This is a genomic window from Acinetobacter sp. AS167 (genome assembly GCF_037152175.1).
Taxonomy (GTDB): Bacteria; Pseudomonadota; Gammaproteobacteria; order Pseudomonadales; family Moraxellaceae; genus Acinetobacter.
Window position 1 is genome coordinate 178,987 of the sequence record NZ_JBBCMP010000004.1, and the last position, 24,939, is coordinate 203,925.

Sequence of the window (24,939 nt, forward strand, 5' to 3'; positions counted from 1 at the left end):
AAAAGCATTCATCTTTTAGCTCACTGCTATTTTTTCGCTAACGAGAAGATGGATGTTGAATAATCAGCATTACGCTGCAATGACTTAATTTTATTGATACTCTTGTACTGTACTGCCTATCGGTACTGATATTCATCTTTAAAACTTTTAGGAAATTGATATTTTTTCCTATCAAATTTTAAAACAAACCGTTGTTGCGATGAGTGATGATTAACTTCTTGGCAATCCTCGTTTATCACTTGCGTCTGGTAGCGTTTAATTTTGCTATTGACCAAAATATCCGTATATTTCTTGGTTTGGGTTGACTGCATGACTAAGGTAGAAGCGCGTTCTTCAATATCTGCATTACAATGCATATCTACTTCTGCCCGATTACGTGTCACAATCAAACTGTCCAGAATTTGTTGTTTATTTTTAAGGTCATATAAATTTAAAAGTTGCATAGAAAAAGGAAAGGGCTGTGAGTGACCTGAGTAATTTAATCTTAGACCCAAAGCTCTATTTGAATCAGTGACTTTATAATTTGCAGTATCCAGCTCAATAGAATTTAAGCTAATTGCGTCCGAAACCATGCGTTCAGCAACAGCATAGTGATAAATCACCTTTAAATTTTTTGGATTAAACTTAAATAAGTCTAAAGCATAATCCCTTTCTTCTGCATTTCCTTTTACAGGAATCCATTGGGCATAGGCCATGATCATATTTGAATTATCGACCGGATCGAGTTTACAGTCGATTAAAGACTGTTCAACCTTTACAATTTTAGCCTGCTTCAATATTTGTGCGACAACTTGAGTATCATCACAAATATTTGCATAAACCGCACTGATCAATATGAATTGTAGACTGATGATTTTAAATATTATTTTCATTAGGTTTAACATGGATTTTGTGCTTATAGATAGAGACGGAACATATTAAGAAAAAGCGCTTATACAATGTATAAACGCCATCAATACACATAAAATTTATGAATTTTCAATCACTTTACTTTCATTTTGCGAATCATTTTATAAAGTGTCGATGGTGATAGACGAGAAACCAACACACCCAATTTCTCTTTACGCCCACCCACGACAATATATTCTTGACCTTTTAATAAAGCAGAAACTGTTTTCTGCGCAAAATCATCAGCTTCTAATCCATTTTCAATGGCTTCATCCTGATGTGCCTGTGCTTTTCCTGCACCATTTAAGGCATTGAAAGATACATTGGTTTTTACAAAACCAGGGAAAATAACAGAAACATTAACACCATCTTGTGCCACTTCTGCGCGTAAACTGTTTGCCCACATATGAATCGCTGCTTTTGCTGCAGAGTAAGATGCCCGATATTGCGTCCCCAATAAGCCCGCAACGCTAGAAATATACGCAATTCGCCCAGATTTTTGAGCTAAAAAGGTTGGTAAAACCAATTTGGTCAAAAACACTTGAGAGAAGTAATCAATTTCCATAATCGCACGTTCAGTTTGCATTGTGGTATCAGCAATCAGTGCCCTTTGGCTTAAACCCGCATTGTTGATCAACCAATCAATACGCCCTTTCTCATCTAAGACTTGTTCATATGCATGGCGTACTTGTGCTTCATCGGTAATATCCATTGCCACAGAAATATGATGATCTGGGTTAAGAAGACTTATACGAACTTTTTCAAGTTCTTCTAAACGTCTTGCACTTAAAACCACTTGTGCACCTTGTAAAGCACATTCAGCAGCCAAGGCTTTACCAATCCCTGAAGATGCGCCTGTAATCCAAACCACCTTTCCTTCTAAGCTTTCCATTTTATTATGCTCTTGAATATGGTGAATAAATATTAGACCACGTGACCCACCAAATCAATCAAGTGATTTGCTTTTAAAAACTAACCTTCAACTAAAAACTTTTTAAAATGTTCTGCATAATGTTGCGCCTTTTCTACATTGCGAGGATTGTATTCATCGCCAACTTTTTCTAAGCGTTTATAGCCAGTACTGGTGATCATATTAATCACACCATTTAAGGTTTTATCGACCACAAAGTTAAATTTTAACAAAGTCTTAGGGTCACGGATAAATTCTGATACACCGAGGTCAATAATTTTAACCAAATTTTTTAGTGTCACAGGCAAAGCACTGGTATCCCCTTGAATGACCTTTTGAATATTGCTGGTCGCTTCTTGCCCTAAGCTACGGTCTAATTGGTAATACATCACCACTTCAGTTGCATCTGAATCTTCAAACTTTTTAAGAATATGGTTTGCCACAGGCTTTAGACGATCATTACTAAAAAAGGAAATTGACCACGGCATATATTTTTTTAATGCCCCTTCAATCTGATCAAAAATCTGTTCAGCTTCTTTGAGCTTTTTCTTCCCTGTTGCATCTAGTGCATCATTTTTACGTTGTTCATCAAGTAAGGTTCCAAAAACCTGATCCAGCACTTGGCATGACATTTCCGTAAAGACATTACCTAATTGTTTTGCTAGATCTCTTTTTTCACCATGATTCAAACTTTGGGTAATGCTTTTTAACTCTTGGTACGTTTGCTGTTTAATCAATAAATCGATTTTATACTGCATTGTTATGTGTCCTTTTGTTGTTTTGTCCTATTCAATTTTGATCTTAGCAAAACTTGAAATATCTTGCATTGTCTTTAACCACTGCTATTTGTTGAATATCAATCACAAATACTCTCAACAAATCAAATATCTAAAACACGCATTTGTAAATATGACTCAGTTAAAACCCCACAATATCCAACATTTGTCATATTTAAGATCGATAAAAACCACAAATGCATCTTGTATTCTCATGTTTTGATTGCTGCATTCAATTCAAGATAAATATGCCATAACAGGAATCAACATTCCTAATGAATATTTGCTACAATGAATGCAATTTTTTACTTACTTTTGATCTGTTTTTACTATGACTGATTCAGCGCAAAATATTGCTACAACCTACGATCCTACCGAGATCGAGAAAAAATGGTACAAGACTTGGGAAGAGAAAGGTTATTTCCAACCGTCTCGTAAAGGCGATTCATTCTGTATCATGATTCCGCCACCGAACGTCACAGGTAGCTTGCACATGGGTCATGGTTTTAACAATGCCATCATGGATGCCTTGACACGTTACAACCGAATGTCAGGCAAAAATACTTTATGGCAACCGGGTACTGACCATGCGGGTATTGCAACTCAAATGGTGGTTGAGCGTCAATTGGCAGCTCAAGATATTAGTCGTCATGACTTAGGCCGTGAAAAGTTCATCGACAAAATTTGGGAATGGAAAGAACAATCTGGCGGTACAATTACCCGTCAAATTCGTCGTCTTGGCTCATCTGTAGATTGGTCACGTGAACGTTTCACCATGGATGATGGCCTGTCAAATGCTGTTAAGGAAGTATTTGTAAAACTGCATGAACAAGGTTTGATTTACCGTGGCAAACGCTTGGTAAACTGGGATCCTAAACTACAAACTGCACTTTCAGACCTAGAAGTTGAATCAGATAAAGAAGAACAAGGTTCATTGTGGCACTTCAAATACTTCTTTGAAGATAAGTCTCTACGTACTCAAGACGGTCACGATTATTTAGTGGTTGCAACAACCCGTCCAGAAACATTACTGGGTGATACTGCGGTTGCAGTTGCTCCAGATGACGAACGCTATGCACATCTTGTTGGTAAAAATATTATCTTACCAATTACGGGTCGTGCGGTTGCAATTGTTAAAGATGAATATGTTGATAAAGAATTCGGTACAGGCTGTGTAAAAATCACCCCTGCACATGACTTCAATGACTATGAAGTGGGCAAACGTTGTGAACTCGCAATCATCAACATTTTCAACAAAAATGCCGAAGTTTTAGCTGATTTTGAGTTTATCGCAAAAGCTGGCGAAGCGATTTCTAAAACCATCCCAGCACCAGCTGACTATATTGGTTTAGAGCGCTTTGCTGCACGCAAAAAATTGGTTGCACAAGCTGAAGCTGAAGGTTGGTTAGACCAAATTCAACCGTATACGCTGAAACCACCACGTGGTGACCGTTCAGGTGTGATCATTGAACCATTATTGACCGACCAATGGTATGTTAAAATTGCGCCTCTTGCAGAGCCTGCAATCAAAGCAGTAAAAGACGGCGATATCAAATTTGTGCCTGAACAATACAGCAATATGTATATGGCTTGGATGAACAACATTCAAGACTGGTGTATTTCTCGTCAATTGTGGTGGGGTCACCGTATCCCAGCTTGGTACGATGCAGAAGGCAACATTTATGTTGGTCGTTCTGAAGAAGAAGTTCGTGAAAAAAATAATATCGCTGCTGATATTGAATTAAACCAAGATGAAGATGTACTGGATACATGGTTCTCTTCAGGTCTTTGGACATTCTCTACACTGGGTTGGACCGGAGATGAAGCAAAAGATAAAGAAAACTATTTCTTAAATACATTCCATCCAACGGATGTATTGGTTACTGGTTTTGACATCATTTTCTTCTGGGTTGCCCGAATGATCATGATGACCATGCACTTCATGAAAAATGAAGATGGTACACCGCAAGTTCCATTTAAAACTGTGTATGTACATGGTTTGGTTCGTGACGGTGAAGGTCAAAAAATGTCTAAATCTAAAGGGAACGTACTCGACCCATTAGATTTGATTGATGGTGTAGATCTTGAAACCTTAGTACAAAAACGTACCACTGGTTTAATGAACCCTAAAGATGCACCAAAAATTGAGAAATCTACACGTAAAGAATTCCCTGAAGGTATTCAAGCTTACGGTACAGATGCGGTTCGTTTTACTTTCTGTGCACTTGCCAATACTGGACGTGACATTAAGTTCGATATGAAACGTGTTGAAGGCTATCGTAACTTTGCCAACAAAATCTGGAACGCAACCCGTTTCGTGATGATGAACTGTGAACAACAGCCAATTGGTCAGGAAATCCGTCAAGATCTTTGGGAACTTCCTGAACAATGGATTGTCAGCCGTTTACAAAAAGCGGAAGCTGCCGTTCAACAAGCGTTTGCAACCTACCGTTTAGATTTAGCTGCTCAAGCAATTTATGAGTTCATCTGGAATGAATACTGTGACTGGTATGTAGAACTGACCAAACCAGTACTAAATGATGAAAAAGTATCGACTGAGCGTAAAGCAGAAGTTCGTCGTGTCCTTCTTTCTGTAATGGAAGCGTCTTTACGTCTTGCACATCCAATCATGCCATTCTTAACTGAAGAAATTTGGCAGACCCTGGCACCAATGATTGGTATTGATGGTGAAACCATCATGCTTGCGCCGTACCCTGTTCCTAACCCTGAACGTGTCAATGAACAGGCTGAAGCAGATATGCTTGGGTTACAAGGCTTGATTGGTGCTGTACGTAATATTCGTGGTGAAATGGGCTTAGGTAATGCACGTTTATTGCCTGTATTGCTTCAAAACGCGACTGATGCTGAAAAAGCACAGATTGCACGTATTGAACCATTGTTTAAAGCATTGGCTAAAGTTGAAAGCATTACCTTCTTAACCGAAGCTGAGCAACCACCATTATCTTCATCTTCTGTTGTTGGTCATGTGTCTGTATTTGTACCAATGAAAGGCTTGATTGATCCAAAAGCAGAACTTGCTCGCTTGCAAAAAGACTTAGACAAGGTTCAAAAACAGCATGACCAAATTGCTTCTAAACTTGCAAATGAAGGCTTTGTGGCTAAAGCACCTGCTGCGGTTGTTGAAGGTGAAAAGGTTAAACTTGCTGAATTTGTAGATCAGTTAGCTAAGATTAAAGCCAATATGGAGCAGATTGCGGCGCTTTAAGCTAAGCTTGCAATTTTGCCTCTAAAGAAGGAAGCTTAATTATGCTTCCTTCTTTTTTTGAGTAAAATAATGAATATTATAGAAGAATTTAAAGAATATCTATTAAAGCAAAATTTAGAAATCAAAGAACCTGCAACCTTGATTGAGGTCGAACAATTTGAACAACAATATAAGCTCAAGCTTCCGCAAATTTTGAAAGCGTATTTTACACTTTGTAATGGTTCAGGTGAGATGAATTGTAATAATGAAGGATTTTCATTTTTTACTTTAGCTGAATTTAGACCTGTAAAAGATTTAAAAGGGATTGAAAACTTTCCTCATGCAAATTGCTTTGTATTCTCTGAGTTCTTACTCTGGATTACCGCGTATGCAGTAAAACTAGACGAATATGGCAATGAATTAGGCATTTATGAAATCTGTAATACGCATAATAAGGTTTGTAATAGTTTTGAAGAGTTTATTTTACTCATAATGAAAGATGATTTAGAAATACTTGATCGATGATGTTTTTCCGTACAGCATTCAACAATTTCATATCCATTTAACTTAAAGATTAGTTATCAAAATAAAGCGAATTGATACACTCTAATTTTTCAAAAATTACCCTCACCCTAGCCCTCTCCCACAGGGAGAGGGGACTTCCATTACTAATTTTATCGTTATTTGATACACAATAGGTTTCTCTCCTTTCAACAGAGAATTAAAGAGAAATGACTTAAAATATTTGCATAAACTCCACAACCTCAATCTTCCCAAAAATGTGGCAGAGACACTCTTTGAGAGTTTAATAATTATTCGATACACAATGAAGCTCCCTCTCCTTTCAGCAGCGGGTTAAAGAGAAGTAACTAAAAATGTGTGCATAAATTCCACAACCTCAATCTTCCCTAAAATGTGGAAGAAACACTCTTTGAGAATTGAATAGTTATTCGATACACAAAGAGGTTCCCTCTCTTTTCAGGAGAGGGTTAGGGAGAGGTGTCTTTCAACCCAATACAGATATTCCACAAATCCGCCAATACCACCTCACTGCGATTCAATACATCATCATTCCAATAACGAATAACTTTAAGCCCCAAAGCCTCTAAAAACTGAGTTCTTCCATTATCATAAGCTACGCCCACATCTGTATTATGTTGCCCACCATCCAACTCAACCACTAAGCTCAATTCATGACAGAAAAAATCGACGATATAAGGCTCAATCACATGCTGACGACGAAACTTTAAATTCATAAATCGTTGAGCTCGTAAAAGTTGCCACATAAGATGTTCCGCATTTGTGGCATCGTGTCACATAGATTTAGCGTATTTTAATAATTTGGGGTTTAGCTTCATTTTATTTTCCCTCACCCTAACCCTCTCCCACGGGGAGAGGGGACTTCCATTACTAATTTTATCGTTATTTGATACACGATAGGTTTCTCCCTCCTTTCAACAGAGGATTAAAGAGAGGCGACTAAAAATATTTGCATAAATTCCACCACCTCAATATTCCCCCAAAATGTGGAAGGAATACTCTTTGAGAATTGAATAGTTATTTGATACACAAAGAGGTTCCCTCTTCTTTCAGGAGAGGGTTAAGCAGAGGTCTGCTCTTTCAATATCTCTCCAGTAATGCATAACACTAAAACCACTATTCCTTAAGCTGATGCAAAGCTGTCCCCTCTACAGGATTTCTTTTCCAATAATAAGGTTGGAAAAATCGAAGCAACAAACGCCACGGTGTCATCCAGACAATACGCGCATTGCTCTTCTTATTCTTACTGATGCGTTGTGCCAAATAACCACACACTTGCTCAGGTGGGTCAATCACAAACATAAATAACCATTTCATTTTATGCCAGTTTTTAACTTCACCTTGTTGCCAAGAAGAAATCAATAAATCTGTTGCCACCATTCCGGGGCTGAGCGTTCCAATCAAAATATTACTATTTTTGGTTTCTTTATTTAAAGCATGATTTAGATAAGCAACTGCTCGTTTACTGGTTGCATAAGGCGTCATCCCCGCACTCCATTCACCACGACTACCCCAACCTTCCATATTAAAAATTTGCCCAAAACCTTGCTGCATCATTCCTTTTAAAGCCACTTGCGAACCCAACATCGAACCAAGCACATTAGTTTTGATTACACTTTTCAAGTCTGAGCTAGCAATCTCGGTAAATGCCCTTGCTGCATTACAGGTACCGGCATTGTTAATCCAAACATAGACCTGACCAAACCTTAAAACTGTTTCTTTCCATAAATTGTGTAAATCTTCATATTGAGCCACATCACAGGTCACCCCATAAATTCGATTTGGGGCATAGCGTTGCGCAAAATCTGCAACAACTTGATTTAACTGCGCTGCATTTCGTGCCGAAATCATCACAGACCAACCTAACTTTAAAAAAGCTTCTGCCAAAGCAAAACCAATTCCACGTGTGCCCCCTGTAATCACGACAGATAAAGCTTGATCAGAATTTGATGTGTTCAAAATATTCCCCCATTGTAGTGATGAAGATGAATCAGTATAAGACAGCAAACTGGCACATATAGAACACACGACTATATCTCCAATTTAGGACATTGAGCATCAAAAAATCAATTTTTAAGATAGAATCTTCAACATTCAAAATGATTGAATGATTCAAATTCTATGAAAAAGAAAATTTTATTATCCATCACCCTTATTTTTCTCATGGGATGTCATGAGAAAGCCGGCACTGAAACTAAACTAACCAAACAAGAAACTCCACAATAAGCATATACCAAAGTAGAATCCATTGAGATTCCTGCTCAGCCAGAGCCAGACCATCTCGTCAATAACCCAACACCACTCCCTCAAGGTTTTTCAGTTGATACGACACATCTTAAAAAGCCATTACTTATCGATTTTGATGGAGATGGAAAACGAGATGCTTTCCAAGTCTTAAAAAATCCCAATAAAAAGGGCATGAAATATCTGTTTGAATTTCGTATTTCGGACAGTGATAAAGTTTATTATTATCAAAATAATGAAGAAGTTGATGATTTAGATATTTTTGCTAAGTTCGAAGTCGCGCCTAAAACAAATATCTATGTCGATGAAGAATATCGCTTTGGAGAAAATGGCGATATTATTGCTAACGAACAGATTGACCCTAAACATTATTTAAAGTTTAAAGGGGATGGTGTTTCAGCCAATGTACTCGAAGAAACCTGTGCTGCATCTGCTTTCTTCTTAACAGATGACAAAATGAAACGGATTTATCTGTGTTAAATCTATTTTTCACCCGCAAAAATTGCATTTGCACCAATCACTTTAGAAATCTTTACTTGGCCTTGCTTTAATAAAGCATAGATTTTTGCTTTAAGTGTTTCACTGGTAAAAGTCCCATTTAAATTCAGCAAAATGGGTTCATCACTTAATGAACCTTTACCGTGATATTCTTGATTAATATCGTTGGTAGTTGCTTGATTGACCACCACAAAATGCCCCGCAATACCAGCCGCTTGACAACAAGCTAAACTTTGTGGTGACCAATCCCCTACTTTCATCTCAGGTGTTAAAGCATAGCCTTTGCTTGCTAATATTTTCTGCTGCTGTACTGTTGCCATGGGAAAATTCAGTATTCTTTGCTGACCTTTCCAGTTTACCGCTAATCGACTCGATAAACATGATGTTCGAAAAGAACCTGCACTACCTGACTCTGCACTGTCATTAGAATCATCACATTGAGAAATAACTTGAAAAGTTGCTTCTCCACACTGTAACAGTTTCGACTTATAGATTTTATATTGATTGGACTGCGCACTCACTGATTCAGCAAATAGACAGAGGCCAAAGAATGCTATTAAATACACTAAAAAATTGGAATATGTTTTAGACACCATCATTTTTATACACGTCATTAATTGTTTAATCGCAAATTGATTTTATCTTAAACATTTATTTTCAACTCAATAAAAGACCAACCATTTGAAATTTATAATAATATAACTAAGATATCCCCAAGATGTTGATTAAGCCAGAAGATGAATACAAAAGCTTGATAAAATACATATTTTAAAATACAGATAATTCAATCACAAAAAAATCGATATGATGATGAAAAATATAATAATATTCAACAGTAGTGTTCTATCACTATTTTTGGGCTCGCTTAATTATGCAGCGACTCCGCAAGTACTTGAGAAAACGGCCATACAAATTTTTTAAAATGCAAAGTTTCAAAAAACCAATCAATGGAACGGTCAAAAATTTCAAAGAAACCATTTCGAATACAGAAATCAAGCTTGCAGTGTGGGTGTATGCAAAAATTGGTCATTAAGTTATTTTTTAATTTTAACTCAATCATTTATCGGTTTGTTTTTAGATTCAAATTAGACAGGCTGGGTCTAAGGTGAAACACGATAAATAAAAATCAATAATTATCAGTATCTTAAAAAAAAACCAGAATATCTTATTGCATCAAGTTAGTGCATAAATTCCAATATAGTGCATGCTTTTGCTTTATATCGAGTCTTAATAATATTTTGAAATTGTTGATCTATTTTTTCATACAGCCAAACACTTCACGGATTCAAATCGTTGGTTATACTTGAACCAATTTGTGACAGATAGCACCAAAAAGAATCGTATATGCAAAACGTTGATCTACTCTTTCTCTTGCTTGGCGCAGTGCTTGTACTCGCTATGCATGCAGGCTTTGCTTTTTTAGAGCTGGGAACAGTTCGCCATAAAAATCAAGTCAATGCACTCAGTAAAATTATTACTGACTTTTCAATCTCAGCAATCGCCTACTTCTTTGTTGGTTATTACATTGCCTATGGCCAACATTTTTTTCATACAGGTACTACGCTTTCAACTGAGCATGGCTACAATTTGATGCGTTGTTTTTTTCTTTTGACCTTTGCTGCAGCAATCCCCGCCATTGTTTCTGGTGGCATTGCAGAACGTGCCAAAATGCGTTCTCAAGCCATTGCGACCCTGTTTATTGTGGCGCTGGTTTATCCTTTTTTTGAAGGGATCGCATGGAATGGTAATCTCGGCTTACAAAAGTGGTTAGCGGATACGTTTGGTGCTAGCTTCCATGATTTTGCCGGTTCTGTTGTGGTACATGCGATGGGTGGCTGGATTGCACTTGCAGCAGTGTTACTACTTGGTGCACGTCATGGGCGCTATAAAAAAGATGGTCGCGTTAGTGCACATCCCCCCTCTTCTATTCCTTTCTTAGCACTCGGTTCTTGGATCTTAATTGTTGGTTGGTTTGGCTTTAATGTCATGAGTGCTCAACGCTTAGATGCAATCTCAGGTTTAGTCGCTATGAACTCACTCATGGCAATGGTAGGCGGCACACTTTCTGCAAATTTCTTTGGAAAAGAAGATCCGGGGTTTTTACATAATGGCCCCTTAGCAGGCTTGGTGGCAATCTGTGCAGGTTCTGATGTGGTTCATCCAATTGGCGCTTTATTTATTGGTATCTGTGCCGGTTTTCTGTTTGTTAAACTGTTTACCTATACACAAAATAAACTCAAAGTTGATGATGTACTCGGTGTTTGGCCATTACATGGGGTTTGTGGTGCATTTGGTGGTATTGCTGTGGGTCTATTTGGTCAGCAGTGGTTGGGAGGGATCGGGGGAGTATCTTTGATGTCTCAGATAATAGGTACGCTACTTGCCATTTTACTGGCTTTAGCTGGTGGATTTGCTGTATATGGTATACTTAAAGCGACTATGGGTATTCGTTTAACACAAGAAGAAGAGTTTCGAGGTGCAGATTTATCAATTCATAAAATTTCTGCAAACTCTGAGGATGCAATGTTTTAATCGTTTATACCAGTAGGTTTTATTTTTTATAAATTTTGCGGCTGAAAAGCCGCTTTTTATAGCATCTAAATGACTATACAATAATTTAAAAATAAAATTTTTAAAATAAGCTTATTCATTCTCAAGAGCAGTTACTTACAAAAACCATCTTAAAATAATCGTTGATGTTTCTATTTATTAATAGATCAATTTATAAAATTCCAATTATATAATCATTAAGCTTAGTTTAAGTTTGTTTTTTTCTAATACACGCAGATTAAAATATTTAAATTGAGCAAAACAACACATGTCTTATTGCGACTCAAATAAATTTTTCCTAAGTAACAGTTTATTGTTAGGAATATTATTTTTAATATTGTTCTTTGTCTTTCCCGTGGGTGGCGCAATCGATATGTATTTTATCCAACCGTGGATAGATAGTACTGGTCATTTTCCACTCAAGAACAATTGGTTTCTTATTGAAGTTAATCACAAGTTGCTTAAACATATTATCATTGCCTTCTATATTACAGTATTCATTTCATGGATTGCTTCTTTTAAAGTTGCGAAATTAAAATCGTATCAATGGCAATTGGGCTATTTGTTCATTGTCAGTGTTTTATCCACAGCAGTAATTGGCATTTTCAAATCCCACTCAGCTCATGCCTGCCCTTGGTCTATGACTGAGCAAACCGCTCTAGGCTATGTTTGGGATTTTTCTGCAAGCCACGGAGGCTGCTTTCCTGGTGGGCATGCCAGCACAGGTTTTTCATTGCTTACAGGTTTTTTTGTATTTAGACGATCAAATTCTAAAATTGCTTATCTTTTCCTAGCCCTAGGTTTAACACTTGGCTTGATTACGGGGTGGGGGCAAATGATGCGTGGTGCGCATTTCCTTAGCCATAACCTTTGGACAGGTTGGATTATTTTTACTTTTAACTTAATTGTGTATCGTATATTTTATAAAAAATTTACCAGATAACGACTCTAAAATTATAAATGATATATCGCACAAAATTATTTTATTATAAATGCATCTCTAAAAATACATCAGATATTTAAAAGCGAATTACTGTTACTCTGGTTTATTTGATCGCTCATCTATTTTTATTTCAATCTAAAATGCCAAATCAAGTGATACTTAGCTATATTCATCACTAAAAGAATTACATTTTTGTCATAATTTAAATATTAAATTATTAAACCAATCTTAATTTTTACAAATTATTATATTTTGTTTATACTTGTGCCAATTTAGTAATCTTATACGTGCAAAATATGAGTAATTTTTCTAAATTTCTCCGCAATTCGCTTAAAATTCAAGACCAGAATATTCAGTCTTATCAGTTAGGTGATGGCAAAGTGTGGCTTAAAAAAGCCTCTGAACGCCACTCGGCTTGGATTTATATCCCATTAAAATGGGTTGCACGTATACTCAATATTGAAGCACTAACCCCTATTCCAAATTATGGTGGAAGCAAATCGATTTATTGTGAAGTACATCGTCTGACAGAATTAAATTCACTTGGTATTCCAACACCACAAATTTTAGCTAATTGTTCACAAGGTCTATTGATTGAAGATGCTGCTGATCACGGTGAAGATGTCATGCAACTTGATCAAGCATTGGCAAAAATGGAAGGAAATACTGCTAAAAAGCTTGAATTTTATCGTGAAGCAATTTTTGCTATTCAAGCTGTACACCAAAAAGACAGTTATTTGAGTGAGGCGTTTGCACGAAATATTTTAGTGAATAAGGACAAAGCATTTACTTTTATTGATTTTGAAACTGATCCTGGGGAAGTCCTCGAATTAGAAACCTGTCAAATTCGAGATTGGTTATGCTTTATTTTCTCCACAGCATTCCGTTTTAATGATGACGAGCTTGCACAAGCGTGCGATATCCTGATTGCAGAAATTTATCCAAGTAAATCAAAATACAACGAGATTTGCCGTATAGGAAATAAACTCAATTGGGTTGCAAATTTCAATTTGGGTAAACTTGGCAGTGATGGTCGTAGAATGCAAAAATGTTTAGAATTTTTTCAGTATATGAAGAAAAATGAGCCCCTTCCGCTAATGTAGAAATGGGATCATTTATTTTTTAAGTATTTTACTTTTCTGTTTTGATATGGCACTGAATTGGGATTTTGACCAAAACACTGAGTCCGCCCAATTCTTCACTACGTGATAAAGACAGTTCACCGCCTAAATGTTGAATGGCTTTATCCACGATCGACAATCCCAAACCACTCCCCACTTCCAAGTGATGATGTACACGATAAAAACGTTTTAAGACTTTGTCATACATATCAGGATCAATTCCAGAACCACTATCCTCAATTAAAACATAAGCAAAACCATGAATATCTTCAAATACTGAAATATTAATCATGCCTGAAACAGGTGTATATTTTATTGCGTTATCTATTAAATTAAAAATGATTGAATGAAGACTATGTTCTACACTTCTTAAAGTCACTATTTCATTACGTACAAAGCCAAGATCGATATCTTTTTCCATTGCAAGATTCATCAACTGTTCTACACAATTAAGTGCTACATCATTCAGCTTAAATTGAGTCACTTGAACTTCATGACTCAATGAGGAATCTTGCTTTGCCAAGGCAAGCAGTTGCGTTACTAGATGCTGCATCCGTGCTAAACCTTTACTTAAATTTTTCAGATTTTCCTCTTCAGGAAACTGGCTCATTAAAATTTTAGTTTGCAGATTCAAGGCAGTAATTGGTGTACGTAACTCATGTGCAGCATCTGCTACAAACTGTCGCTGTTCTTGCTGAGCAATAGAAATTCGCTCAAATAAATGATTCATTTCTTGAATTGTAGGCAATAATTCTTCTGGATAATGTTCATTTTGAATCGCAACCAATGAATTTGAATCACGTTTTGCGAGTTCAGATTTAAAGTCTTCAAGGGGCTTTAAACTACGGCGAATAATATAAACCAAACCGAGTAAGGCAAAAGGAATAATTAATAAATAGGGAAGAAACATACTTCCAGCCAGCTCTAAAGCCAAATGCTCTCTAACTTTTTCCTGTTGACTGATTTGAATTTGAAAATTAGTGGTAGGTAAGATATAGGTAATCCAAGTACCATGCGCTGTTTCTTGGCTATAAAAACCTGCTTTTTGCTTAGGTTCAACGATGACATGATGAGGCGTACTTTGGGTTTGACTTGGGTCAGCATATGCCCAAACATCAATAAATAAATCCTCTTCATGGTAACGTTTATGTATATCAAAATGACTTTGAATAGCACGTGGATTTAATTCCACTCGCTCTGCCAAATAGACCATTTGTGCATCTAAAATTTCATTAATCTCTTCTAAAGAAATTTTATAGGCTGAAAAAACCAACACGCAACCAAGTAAAATACTAAAAATAGATGTATAACGAATTAAACGTTTTCTTAAGGAAAATGCAGATTCCATGTTATTCCGCTTTTTGTGGTTGCCCCAAACGATAACCTAATCCACGAATTGTACGAATAATATCTTTACCCAATTTTGATCGGATATGATGTACATAGACTTCAATTGTATTACTGTTGATTTCACTATCAAAAGCATACAATTTATCCTCTAAATTAGATTTAGAAAATATTTTATTGGGATGGGTCATTAACGGAATGAGAATCGCCCATTCACGATTTGAAAGTTCCACTGTTTCACCTTTTAGAGTTGCAATATGCTGTTCAACATCTAAAACAATTTCACCATTTTTCAATAAATTTGATGCGTTTCCTATCACTTCTTTTGTTATATCACCTGTGCGACGTAATAAGGCATGGATACGAGCTACCAACTCATCAAACTCATAAGGCTTAATCAAATAATCATCCGCGCCTTGATTTAAACCTTCAACACGATTTTGTAATTGATCACGTGCTGAAATAATCAGTACAGGTAAACTTGAACGTTGACGAATTTGCTTTAAGACCTGCATCCCATCCATCATGGGCAAGCCTAAATCAAGTAAGACCAAATCAAATTGTTTCTCAGAAATAAGCTTGAGGCCATCTAAACCATTATTCACCCATTCCACATCAAAGCCCTGATATTTCAATAATGTTTTAGATGATTCTGCAATCATAAAATCATCTTCTATCATCAAAATTTTGGTCATGGTTTATATCCTTTCAATCAGCTTTGTACAGCACACTGGTGCAACATATTATTTTTTTGATCTATGACTTGAGTTTGGACATTTAACAAACTCAAAAGACTTGGAAATAAATTATCTTGACTCAATGTTGCCTGTTTTTGTTGATTTAAACAATTGATTTGTTTTGTTGCTACAGATTTCCAAGCATCTGAAAACCACATCACCATTGGTACATGGGTTTGTTGAGTAGGCGCAATCGCATAAGGTGCACCATGCAAATACATACCACGTTCACCTGTAGACTCACCATGGTCAGATAAATACCAAAAACCTGTGCGATAGTTTTGTTGCTGTTTTAAAGTTTCAATCATTTGATTTAGAATATGATCTGTATAGACAATCGAATTATCATAAGTATTAATCAATTCAGTCGATGAACAACCTTGTATCGCATTGGTTTCACAAGTCGGTTTGAATTTTTTGAATTCATTTGGTGCACGTTTATAATAAGCGGGTCCATGACTTCCCATTTGATGTAATACAATCAAATGCGCTTGCTTATCATCTTTTGGCAATTGACTTAAATATAGGTTTAAGCTATCGACTAAAATTCCATCTTGACATTCGCCATCTTTACACCATTTTTTCTCTAAATTTTGAGGAATTACAAACTTCTCAACGCGATCACAAGCACCTTTACATCCTGAATTATTATCAATCCACGTTACCTTGTAACCTGCGCGTTGCGCGATATCAAGCAGTCCCTCTCGATGACTTGCCAGTTGCTCATCATAGCTTTTACGAGGCATACCTGAAAACATACAAGGCACTGAAACTGCTGTTGCTGTACCACAAGAACTGACTTGAGAAAAATTAATTAGGCCCGTCTGCTTGGACAATTCAGGATTAGTGTTCTTTGCATAACCATTTAAAGAAAAACTCTCTGCACGTGCGGTTTCACCAACTACCAAAACCATCAATTTAGGTTTATGTTGTAAAGCAACATCGTCGACTAAATGTGCATCTTCACCATAACGAATCAAAGGTAGATTTTTTTTCGGTGCTTTTTTATGAAAATAAGAAAGTGTTGAAGCTACTGCATTTTGCGGAGAAATCATGCCTTTTAAATCACGATGCTCGCGAAAAATAGCAGCATAATCCACATAGAAAACAAATAATAATGCTGCAATTACAGCGAAAGAGCCCGCAATATTTATGCTTTTAAATAATAATATTTTGCCAATTTTTTCTGGTTTAATTTTTACCCAAAAAATAATGATGATGGGTAAAACAACAAATCCCAGTGTCCAAACCAAAAATTGCAAAGAAAGTAAGTCTGACACTTCACTAGGATCTGTTTGTACCATATTTTGAATTTGATCAGGCGAAATGACTACACCCAATGAGTTGACAAAATAAGCACTAAATCCACCAATGAAGACCAAGACAATTGCAAAAAATTTTGCTGTCCATTTCCAGTCTAAAATTTGTAATAATAGATTATATAAAGCAACCAGCACAAAACCTGTCGCGATCAGAAACAGCTGTGCTTTAATCCCCTGATAAGGCGTTAGAGACTGAACCTTATTTAAAAAACTAAAATTCAGGCACAAGCCTAACCACACTGCGACAATAAAATTAAAAGCAGTTAGTGAAATTGAGACTTCACGTCGTTTTATACGCTGTATTAAGTTAGACATTACTTTGGCAATACTCTTTTCAATGGGGTTAAGTTAAAAAATGAAGCTTAAACTGAACTTAAAAAGCACTTTCCCAAGCATATTGCACCACTGATCTTAATTGTAACTACCTTTACATTTCTCACGATCTGAGAAAATTAAAATCAAATAAAGCATCTACAAAAAAAATGAGTATTATTTTATAGCCCGTAGATTATAATACTGCTTATTCCATTCACAATAATTCATTTAAAGTTAATATTTTTGAGATAAAGTTATTTTAAATCCAAAAAAGTAATAATACACGAATTGATTTCTACATATTTTAAAATGGCGAAAAAGTAATTTTCTATTTTTCAAGCAATGCAAAACACATCAATATTTAATTAAAAAATAAAGACAAAACCACATTAAATCAAAGACATTTATACATAAATTAAACTTTATTAACCATACAATGTATTTTACTTTTATAATACATTGTGGGCTTATTTATTCCCAAGAAAAATTATTTAATTCAATCAAAACCTGACTAACCATAACACTACATATTAAATATTGATCATAGCTATTATCAAAATTTAAGTTCATAATATTATGAATGACGTATCTTTTTGATCCAATATATTATAGGGATTTGACAAAAAATGCCTATCACTAAAATCAAACTTAAATAATTAAAATATCCCAATTGATCGCCAATCATGCCACTTAAGGTATACAACAACCCACTGATTGTTGCCATAATCGAGACCTGAAAGGTAAAATCTGTACCTGCATATTCTTGACGGCTATATTGCATCACTAATGTTAAAATTATGACTAAAAGCATTGCAGCAAACAGATCTTCTAAAGCATTAATCAAATAAATTAACCACGGTGCTACAAAATGAGATTGTTCATATTGAGCTGCTAACCACACAAACCCTGCTAAACTGATCAATTTCAAAATAGAAAATAGGATTAAGGCTTGCTGACGCTTTAGATTTTTTAACATTAAACTGGCCAAGCCTGCACCCAATAATGCAGAAAATGCCCCTAACATTGTGATATAAATGCCGATTTGAGAAAGGCTCAGCTGTAGATCAACCAACAAAGGTTTAGTTATTGGACCTGTAAAGCCATCGGTTATTTTGATGCTACAAAGCACAAAGAACCATGCTCTTAGTTTTTTATTGACAAAGAAATAAGTTAAATAACTTTTAAGTTTTTCAATAAAGTGCTGTGTAGCGTCATCGTGTAAATGTGTTAAAGCAGTCTTTTTCAAGTGTTTGGGTTCGTGGTAAAAGCAAATAGGGATTGTATTTAAAGCCACAATTCCTGCTAAAATCAAAAACGTACTTTGCCAACTTAACCAGTCCATTGCCCATAAGATTGCCCCGCCCCCAACAATAAATCCTAAACGAGAGCCAATGACTTGAATCATATTCCCGATATGTTGCTGATCCCCTTTTAAAATACTAACGGCTAAGCCATCCGTTGCAATATCTTGGGTTGCACCAACACTGTTCATACAGAGCAAAGCCATAAAAAACAATAATAAATAGATCGGTTCATTCAGGGATTGGATCGGTAAAAAAGATAAAATGGTCAAGATAGCAATGGTTAAAAGTTGGGTTGGAATAATCCAACTGCGATAATGCCCTTTGGAATCATGTCCAAAACTGTCCACAAAGGGCGCCCACAAAATCTTAATTGCCCAAGGGGCCATGAGTAATCCAAAGCCACCGATATGTGCCAATGACACGCCTTGTGATCGCAAAATTACTGGTAAAGCATGCGTCATAAATCCTACAGGTAAACCCTGTGCCCAATACAATGAAAATAACAACAAATAGGTGTGTCGCATGCAATCTAAACTCGAATGATGTCAATATAAATGGGCGTAACTTGATTCTGTATGTATTGCTTTTATCTACGAATTTTGTAATATTTACATTTTGCAGATCGTTACTATTAAGCAAAAACCAAAATCAATGCAAGAGTAATCATATAAAAATACAATGTCACAAAATTTTCCAATGATACCTGATCAAGTACCTCAGCGTGGTACAAACACCAGTCGTAATATTTTTAAAAACCTTTACTTAGTTCAAGGCTGGGGATTTGAAGGTGAATTTCCCAATTTACCTAAAGCGGTGGTATTTATTGCGCCACACACCTCTAATTATGATGGTTTATATGCCTTCCTCGCGATGTTAGGTATTGGTGTTAAAGTCACAATTTTTGGAAAAGATAGCCTGTTTAAAACGCCACTTAAAGTACTTTTTGAATGGATGGGTGTCATTCCTGTTCATCGTGATTCACCACATGGACTCACCCAACAGATTGTTAAAATCATACAAGAGCAAGATAAAATTTGGATTGCGATTGCACCTGAAGGTACCCGGAAAAAAGCTGAAAAAATTAAAAGTGGTTTTTATCATATTGCTATGGGAGCCAAAATACCGATTGCAATTTTCTCATTCGATTATGAGAAAAAGCAAATTCACTGCTTAGGAACATTGCAACCTACAGGAGATTATGAGCAAGATTTAGCAGAAATTTTAGCGCGTTTTAAAGGTAATTTTTCACCTAAACGGCCTAATTTTTTATCAATTCCTTTACAAAAACTTTTGAAAAATAACTAGAAAAAACAGAGACAATCTGTTCAGATGTGCAACATACATTTTGATCAAAAGTAATACTCCATGCGTTTTAAACAACTTGGTTTTATAGGCTTATTGGGTCTAGCCCTTGTTGGCTGTGACAAAACTACCAAAACTCCAACACAGACCACTGCAATTAAAGCACGTGAGCCTGTTATCGCGATTGCTTTAGGTGGCGGTGGAGCAAAAGGTTTCGCTCATATTGGCGTGCTCAAAGTTTTAGAATCACATGGGATCAAACCTAAAATTGTGACTGGAACCAGTGCCGGAAGTTTTGTTGGCAGTATTTATGCCAGTGGTAAAACACCATTTCAAATGCAGCAAATTGCACAACAATTGAAAGAATCCGATTTGCGTGATTTAACTATAAATAGCCAAGGTATTGTTCTTGGTCAAAAACTACAAGATTATATCAATCGGAATGTTGCGAATAAACCTATTGAGCAATTTCCAATCCGTTTTGCAGCAGTTGCCACTCGCTTAGACAATGGTAAAAAAGCTGAATTTATTAAAGGAAATGCAGGACAAGCAGTCCGAGCTTCTTGCAGTATTCCGAATGTTTTTGTACCAGCCACGATTGGTCATACAAAATATGTTGATGGTGGTTTAGTTAGCCCAATTCCTGTCCAGACTGCGCGTGATATGGGAGCTGATATCGTGATTGCAGTTGATATTTCTGCTCGTCCAAGTGGCAGCCAACCCATGAATATGTGGGGCTTATTGGATCAAACCATTAACATCATGGGACAACAAAGTATTAACAATGAGTTGGCTCAAGCAAATATTGTTATTCAGCCTAAAGTTGGACACTTAGGTACACTTGATCTTAAGTCGAGTAACCAAGCCATATTAGAAGGTGAAAAAGCAGCCCAAGGCAAAATCATTGCGATTCAAGCTGCAATTAATAACTTTAAAAAAACACCTGCTGCATTAAAACCTGCACCACGGGCAAAATTTTAATACCGCAATAACGGTCATATAATCAATAATGCTTTAAAACGAGAATAATCACGTTTTTATATGCAGCACTAAAATGATCTGCTACATTGATATAGATGATCCGTCATCTATATCAATGATAATCACTCGAGTAGATGTATGAACTTTATTTTTGAACCGTGGCATTGGTTTGTACTTGGCATATTGCTGATCTTATCTGAACTTCTACTACCAGCATTTGCGGCTTTGTGGTTTGGTATCGCTGCAGTTATAGTCAGCATTTTATTGTGGTTATTCCCAAGTATGAGTTTCACCTTGCAAGTCGTTTGCTGGATTATCTTATCTATCATTTGTACTGTGGCTTGGTTTAAATTCATTAAACCTTTATCTGTAGATAAAACTAAAGCTGGGCTTTCTCGTGAAGCAACCATTGGTCAAACGGGTATGGTCATTCAAACTGGGCTTAGCCATGATCAAATTCGTGTCCGCTTTCCAATGCCTGTTTTGGGTTCTGATGAATGGAATTGCCGTACGTTATCGCCTGTACAAGTAGGTGACCGTGTACGAGTGACTGATATTTTAGGTAATGATCTAGTTGTACAACTACATTCATCATCTTAATAATGAAGAATAAAGAGGAAAATTAAATGGGTTTTGGTTCTATTGTTGTTTTAGTCTTATTTCTATTTGTGGCTGTGACCATTTTCAAAGGTGTCCGTATTGTTCCTCAAGGTTATAAATGGATCGTACAACGCTTAGGTAAATATCACATCACACTGAGTCCTGGTTTAAACTTCGTCATTCCATATGTGGATGAAGTTGCTTATAAAGTAACCACAAAAGATATTGTTCTAGATATCCCATCACAAGAAGTAATCACACGTGATAACGCTGTATTAGTGATGAATGCCGTGGCCTATATCAATTTAACCACACCAGAAAAAGCCGTGTACGGTATCGAAAACTACACTTGGGCAATTCAAAACTTGGTGCAGACTTCCCTACGTTCAATCGTTGGTGAAATGGACCTAGATGATGCATTGTCATCACGTGATCATATCAAAGCGAAATTAAAAGCAGCAATCTCTGATGATATCTCCGACTGGGGCATCACACTAAAAACTGTGGAAATTCAAGACATTCAACCATCACACACGATGCAATCAGCGATGGAAGCCCAAGCAGCAGCCGAACGTCAACGTCGTGCAACTGTAACCAAAGCAGATGGTGAAAAACAGGCCGCTATTTTAGAAGCTGATGGACGTTTAGAAGCTTCTCGTCGCGATGCTGAAGCTCAAGTTGTATTGGCTGAATCTTCACAGCGTGCTATTGAAATGGTGACCTCTGCTGTAGGTGATAAAGAAATACCTGTTGCCTACTTATTGGGTGAGCAATATGTCAAAGCTATGCAAGACATGGCCAAATCCAATAATGCCAAAACGGTTGTGTTACCTGCGGATATTATGAATACGATTCGCGGTGTGATGGGCAGAAATTAATTCTGAAATTTAAAAAATTGCTCAAAATAGGCAACCGATGTGTTGCCTATTTTTATCTTGAAATAGTTTTTTGCATTAACATGCCCATAAGGTCTGATTCAGTAATATAATTCGCGATTGAATAAGCCCAAACTTCACACATAGCACACCCTCAATTGGTCTTGTTTCAACCGAGCTCTATTCCAACGTGGAAATATCTCCACTTAGTTTGGTTCTAATACAAAGTGGTATGCCTAATCGGAGCGGTAAACAAGGTAGCAATCAAACCTATTCAGATGCGACTATTCAATCTTTCAATCTTATTTGATGATTAAATCCTTATTCTAATTGTCTTTAAGTATGGGCACAGGCTTTGTTTAAAGCTTGATTAAATTATGAGGGCTTGATTAAACAGCTTTAGATTTTTTCACTATTTTTAGAAGACAAAAGTATATTGAGATTACGATTCGCTATTAAAAAGTCATTGTATACTTCACCTACTTTTAAACATGAGATGCCAGCTTCACAAGATTTAAAATTTTCGTTGATCAAATAAGGTGAATGGAAGCCTAAGCAACAATAAGCTGGATATCGCCCCCAATGGCATAAGCTCCATAGAGGTATCGATGCTAAAACACTACAAATAATATTAGTGATTTACTCTATCAGACTCCACCAAGTGAACAACTCAATTCCATCTATACTGATGGAGCTTATGATACTAAAAGCTGCTAACGGGTGATTTCAGACAAATTGGCACATATGGTGATCCCTAAGAAAAAATGTCAAGCCTTGAAAAAATACAAAAACTTGCTCATTAGAATGCAATGAGCTGCTTCGAACAGCCAAACATTTAGGTAGGATACTATGGAAAAATGGTCAGGTTACCCTCAGAGAAGTTTAGTAAATACCAAGATGCGCTGCATAAAATTATTTGGCGACAAACTAAGCACAAGGAACTTTCAAAGTCAGGTCGTTGAAATCTATGTACCTTGCGCATTAATAATGCTCGTGTATTAAACAGATTCAGTGAATTAGATAGAACTCGCACCCGAATTGTGGTCTAAACTTGACTTATGCAAAGGAATTTAGACTTTCGAATCTTTGTGCAACAAAGCCTATTCAATTGATTACCCCACATTGAGGGGGATTCATCAAATTTAAATGATTCAAAAATATTTCTTTAGTGCTGAGAGATAAATAAATCACCGCATTACATTAAGTTTAAATTGTAACCTCATAAATTTTTTGTACTGTCGCTTGGATTGAGCGTTTAAATCAATTTTGCAAGTAATGTTCTACTTTCATATATGAAATTAACAAAAATCCTTTTTGCTAAGGTGACAAACCTGTACTTAAAACAATCTTAGTACTCATGTCTCCATTCATAGCGATATCATGTCGAATTAAACTATGAAAAAACAGTGTTAATCTATCTTATCTAAGTACTCTATTTAAGTACTACTGATGAGCATTACTTTATTGAAAATCTGATTTAGCTTTTTCTTGCCAATAAAAATTGAGAAATTTGATTCAATTCCTGAGCATCCTCACCAAAATATTCTAAGGCTTTAAATGCTTGGTCATGTAATTGTTGTGCATAAATTTTGGCATTGTCTAATCCCATTAAAGCAGGATATGTCGACTTATCTACTTGTTGATCTTTACCTGCAGTTTTTCCCAAAGATTCAGTATCAGAAACCACATCTAAAATATCATCTTGCACTTGAAATGCTAATCCAATCGCTTGACCATATTGACGCAATTGGGGAATAGCCTGATCTGTACCTACAAAAATTGTCACAGCAGACATCATAATTGCAGCTTGGATTAAAGCCCCAGTTTTATTAAGATGGATACTTTCTAAATGCGCTTGATCAACATGCTTACCTTCAGCCTGTAAATCTAAAACCTGACCACACACCATTTTTGAACTGGCTGTTGCTAAAATTTGCATTTGCTTAAGAATAATGCTATGTTCAACGGCTTGACCTTGATCAAATAGACGACTCCCTAACACTTCAAATGCCATTGATTGCAGAATGTCTCCTGCTAAAAGCGCTGTATCTTCACCAAAAGCCACATGACAAGTTGGCTGCCCTCGACGTAACAAGTCATTGTCCATACATGGCAAGTCATCATGTGCCAAGGAGTAACAATGAATAAACTCAATCGCAACCGCAGCTCTACGCACAGCTGCAAAATTTGGATTATTTGCTTTTAAATGTGCTGTTGCGTAACTTAAAGCAGGTCTAACTCGTTTTCCACCTAACATCACCGTATGATGCACAGCCGATTTTAATGGCTCTGGCAATGAAAAGGCATCTAAAGCAACTTGTAAATCTTGCTGAATTTGTACTTGCGCTCGTTTTAAAATTTCTGCATTTACATTGGGAATAGAAGTCACATCTGCCTCGGTTTGTACGAATCTCTAAAACTAAAAAATCAGAAGTTTTAGATGAATTGGTAAATTTGATGAGTCAGAACATTCTACTATGA

At 36.3% G+C, this 24,939-nt stretch carries 20 protein-coding genes and 2 pseudogenes; 11 read left to right on the top strand and 11 right to left on the bottom strand.

Features of this window, described 5'->3' with window-relative positions:
* Nucleotides 1-116: 116 nt before the first annotated feature.
* From WFN33_RS09580 to WFN33_RS09590, 3 genes are all read right to left on the bottom strand, one after another.
* A complete protein-coding gene (locus tag WFN33_RS09580) occupies nucleotides 117-884 on the bottom strand; it encodes a hypothetical protein (protein WP_336952799.1) in 768 nt (255 codons plus the stop codon).
* A gap of 98 nt (nucleotides 885-982) precedes the next feature.
* Nucleotides 983-1,780, bottom strand: coding sequence for an SDR family NAD(P)-dependent oxidoreductase (locus tag WFN33_RS09585; protein WP_004722584.1), 798 nt, complete (start codon nucleotides 1,778-1,780; stop codon nucleotides 983-985).
* An 80-nt stretch (nucleotides 1,781-1,860) separates the two neighbouring features.
* Nucleotides 1,861-2,556: a hypothetical protein gene (locus tag WFN33_RS09590; protein ID WP_004722586.1), complete on the bottom strand. Its 696-nt coding sequence runs from the start codon at nucleotides 2,554-2,556 to the stop codon at nucleotides 1,861-1,863.
* Nucleotides 2,557-2,905: 349 nt separating this feature from the next.
* On the opposite strand from WFN33_RS09590, the gene WFN33_RS09595 reads away from it, so the two are divergent.
* Both WFN33_RS09595 and WFN33_RS09600 read left to right on the top strand, forming a co-directional pair.
* Nucleotides 2,906-5,800, top strand: coding sequence for a valine--tRNA ligase (locus WFN33_RS09595; RefSeq protein WP_336952800.1), 2,895 nt, complete (start codon nucleotides 2,906-2,908; stop codon nucleotides 5,798-5,800).
* Between the two features lie 69 nt (nucleotides 5,801-5,869).
* Nucleotides 5,870-6,304, top strand: coding sequence for an SMI1/KNR4 family protein (locus tag WFN33_RS09600; protein WP_336952801.1), 435 nt, complete (start codon nucleotides 5,870-5,872; stop codon nucleotides 6,302-6,304).
* Between the two features lie 464 nt (nucleotides 6,305-6,768).
* On the opposite strand, the pseudogene WFN33_RS09605 reads toward WFN33_RS09600, so the two are convergent.
* Both WFN33_RS09605 and WFN33_RS09610 read right to left on the bottom strand, forming a co-directional pair.
* Nucleotides 6,769-7,137: pseudogene (locus WFN33_RS09605) on the bottom strand (endonuclease domain-containing protein).
* 298 nt (nucleotides 7,138-7,435) lie between these two features.
* On the bottom strand, nucleotides 7,436-8,278 hold the full coding sequence (locus WFN33_RS09610; protein ID WP_336952802.1) for an SDR family NAD(P)-dependent oxidoreductase: 843 nt from the start codon (nucleotides 8,276-8,278) through the stop codon (nucleotides 7,436-7,438).
* A 459-nt stretch (nucleotides 8,279-8,737) separates the two neighbouring features.
* Here WFN33_RS09610 and WFN33_RS09615 point away from each other — a divergent pair, with 459 nt between their 5' ends.
* Nucleotides 8,738-9,043, top strand: coding sequence for a hypothetical protein (locus WFN33_RS09615; RefSeq protein WP_336952803.1), 306 nt, complete (start codon nucleotides 8,738-8,740; stop codon nucleotides 9,041-9,043).
* 2 nt (nucleotides 9,044-9,045) lie between these two features.
* Here the strand turns inward: WFN33_RS09615 and WFN33_RS09620 are convergent, their stop codons facing one another.
* On the bottom strand, nucleotides 9,046-9,660 hold the full coding sequence (locus tag WFN33_RS09620; RefSeq protein WP_336952804.1) for a hypothetical protein: 615 nt from the start codon (nucleotides 9,658-9,660) through the stop codon (nucleotides 9,046-9,048).
* A gap of 745 nt (nucleotides 9,661-10,405) precedes the next feature.
* Here WFN33_RS09620 and WFN33_RS09625 point away from each other — a divergent pair.
* From WFN33_RS09625 to WFN33_RS09635, 3 genes are all read left to right on the top strand, one after another.
* Entirely contained in the window at nucleotides 10,406-11,593 is a 1,188-nt protein-coding gene (locus WFN33_RS09625; RefSeq protein WP_336952805.1) for an ammonium transporter, read from the top strand.
* A gap of 286 nt (nucleotides 11,594-11,879) precedes the next feature.
* Nucleotides 11,880-12,554, top strand: coding sequence for a phosphatase PAP2 family protein (locus WFN33_RS09630; RefSeq protein ID WP_336952807.1), 675 nt, complete (start codon nucleotides 11,880-11,882; stop codon nucleotides 12,552-12,554).
* Nucleotides 12,555-12,850: 296 nt separating this feature from the next.
* Nucleotides 12,851-13,657, top strand: coding sequence for a serine/threonine protein kinase (locus WFN33_RS09635; protein ID WP_336952808.1), 807 nt, complete (start codon nucleotides 12,851-12,853; stop codon nucleotides 13,655-13,657).
* A gap of 28 nt (nucleotides 13,658-13,685) precedes the next feature.
* On the opposite strand, the gene WFN33_RS09640 is transcribed toward WFN33_RS09635, so the two are convergent.
* The 4 genes from WFN33_RS09640 to WFN33_RS09655 all read right to left on the bottom strand — a co-directional run bounded on the left by WFN33_RS09640 (nucleotide 13,686) and on the right by WFN33_RS09655 (nucleotide 19,224).
* Nucleotides 13,686-15,023: an ATP-binding protein gene (locus WFN33_RS09640; protein WP_336952810.1), complete on the bottom strand. Its 1,338-nt coding sequence runs from the start codon at nucleotides 15,021-15,023 to the stop codon at nucleotides 13,686-13,688.
* Between the two features lies 1 nt (nucleotide 15,024).
* On the bottom strand, nucleotides 15,025-15,717 hold the full coding sequence (locus WFN33_RS09645; protein WP_336952811.1) for a response regulator transcription factor: 693 nt from the start codon (nucleotides 15,715-15,717) through the stop codon (nucleotides 15,025-15,027).
* Nucleotides 15,718-15,734: 17 nt separating this feature from the next.
* Nucleotides 15,735-17,396, bottom strand: a complete 1,662-nt coding sequence (locus WFN33_RS09650) for a phosphoethanolamine transferase (RefSeq protein ID WP_336952813.1) — start codon at nucleotides 17,394-17,396, stop codon at nucleotides 15,735-15,737.
* A gap of 574 nt (nucleotides 17,397-17,970) precedes the next feature.
* The gene (locus tag WFN33_RS09655) at nucleotides 17,971-19,224 is read right to left on the bottom strand and encodes an MFS transporter (RefSeq protein ID WP_336952815.1); all 1,254 of its coding nucleotides are present in this window, start codon (nucleotides 19,222-19,224) and stop codon (nucleotides 17,971-17,973) included.
* A 154-nt stretch (nucleotides 19,225-19,378) separates the two neighbouring features.
* On the opposite strand from WFN33_RS09655, the gene WFN33_RS09660 reads away from it, so the two are divergent.
* The 5 genes and pseudogenes from WFN33_RS09660 to WFN33_RS09680 all read left to right on the top strand — a co-directional run bounded on the left by WFN33_RS09660 (nucleotide 19,379) and on the right by WFN33_RS09680 (nucleotide 23,507).
* Nucleotides 19,379-20,005, top strand: coding sequence for a lysophospholipid acyltransferase family protein (locus tag WFN33_RS09660; protein WP_336952817.1), 627 nt, complete (start codon nucleotides 19,379-19,381; stop codon nucleotides 20,003-20,005).
* A gap of 60 nt (nucleotides 20,006-20,065) precedes the next feature.
* Nucleotides 20,066-20,983, top strand: coding sequence for a patatin-like phospholipase family protein (locus tag WFN33_RS09665; protein WP_336952819.1), 918 nt, complete (start codon nucleotides 20,066-20,068; stop codon nucleotides 20,981-20,983).
* Between the two features lie 138 nt (nucleotides 20,984-21,121).
* Complete coding sequence (locus WFN33_RS09670) at nucleotides 21,122-21,583, top strand: NfeD family protein (RefSeq protein ID WP_336952821.1); 462 nt, start codon at nucleotides 21,122-21,124, stop codon at nucleotides 21,581-21,583.
* Between the two features lie 26 nt (nucleotides 21,584-21,609).
* Nucleotides 21,610-22,461 (top strand): SPFH domain-containing protein, encoded by an 852-nt coding sequence (locus WFN33_RS09675; RefSeq protein ID WP_336952823.1) that lies wholly within the window; start codon nucleotides 21,610-21,612, stop codon nucleotides 22,459-22,461.
* A 117-nt stretch (nucleotides 22,462-22,578) separates the two neighbouring features.
* A pseudogene (locus WFN33_RS09680) lies at nucleotides 22,579-23,507 on the top strand (IS5 family transposase).
* 428 nt (nucleotides 23,508-23,935) lie between these two features.
* Here the strand turns inward: WFN33_RS09680 and WFN33_RS09685 are convergent.
* On the bottom strand, nucleotides 23,936-24,847 hold the full coding sequence (locus WFN33_RS09685; RefSeq protein ID WP_336952825.1) for a polyprenyl synthetase family protein: 912 nt from the start codon (nucleotides 24,845-24,847) through the stop codon (nucleotides 23,936-23,938).
* Nucleotides 24,848-24,939 lie beyond the last annotated feature (92 nt).